This is a genomic window from Escherichia sp. S10b, from assembly GCF_028421345.1.
Lineage (GTDB): Bacteria > Pseudomonadota > Gammaproteobacteria > Enterobacterales > Enterobacteriaceae > ECMA0423.
The window spans coordinates 1-774 of record NZ_JAHZSO010000082.1 but is presented as its reverse complement, the minus strand read 5'-3'; the positions used below and the strand labels follow the sequence as shown (position 1 = coordinate 774).

1 protein-coding gene and 1 pseudogene are annotated in these 774 nt (G+C 53.4%); both read right to left on the bottom strand.

Going from position 1 to position 774, the window contains the following annotated elements:
- Nucleotides 1-218, bottom strand: a pseudogene (locus FTE26_RS07095) (phage terminase large subunit family protein); the annotation flags it as partial.
- Nucleotides 218-712, bottom strand: a complete 495-nt coding sequence (locus FTE26_RS07090) for a DUF1441 family protein (RefSeq protein ID WP_000373425.1) — start codon at nt 710-712, stop codon at nt 218-220. The gene FTE26_RS07090 and the pseudogene FTE26_RS07095, both read right to left, overlap by 1 nt.
- Nucleotides 713-774 lie beyond the last annotated feature (62 nt).

Here is a 774-nt window from a genome sequence, read left to right as displayed (position 1 = left end):
CCAACAAATATCACTGCGTCGTATTCACGCGAGGCCAGGCAGTTCATCGGCTCAATAACATACGGTGCCACCAGCGGATCCCACGGGACTGAGTTCCCTGCCCCCATGGGCACCCGCATATACTGAGCAACGGCATCAGCAACCCGCATTCGTCTCGGTGCGCGAAGGATATAACCTGAATCGGTTCGTGCTGCCTTTGCGGTTTCCTGATTCAGCATTACTCCTCCTGCTGTAATTCCTCCTCATCATCCGCACCTGCTTCAGTCACCCGCAGGGCTATCTGATCGCGCAGATCATCAATAATGGACTGAACACGGCTCACAGCGGCAGGCTGCAGACCGCAGTCACGTTCAAGAATATCCGGTAATGTCTCCAGCACCTGCACGACCGCTTTTGCCCAGATGGCAAACTCCCGTCTGACATCACTGGCCGGAATGAGTTGTGCCGTTTCCTGTTCGAACTTAAGACGCTCACGTTCAGACTGATACCAGGCTTTGCGCTCATGCGCGTCCATTTCGCCTTCTGCAACCGGCGGTGGTAATGCCAGAAATGCCGACACAATATCAACCACCCGATAAAGCTTGAGGTTGCTTTCATGCCCCCCTGCAACGGGTAGATTTTGCAGCCTTGCCGCAGCAGTCTGGCGATGTACACCTGACAGTGCCGCCAGTTGACTGATATTCAGCGTCAGATTTTTCAACTCTCGATCCATACCCGCTCCAGAATGTTTTAAACATGCATCTTGCGAACAACTTTAGGCAAACGGTGTTAGTG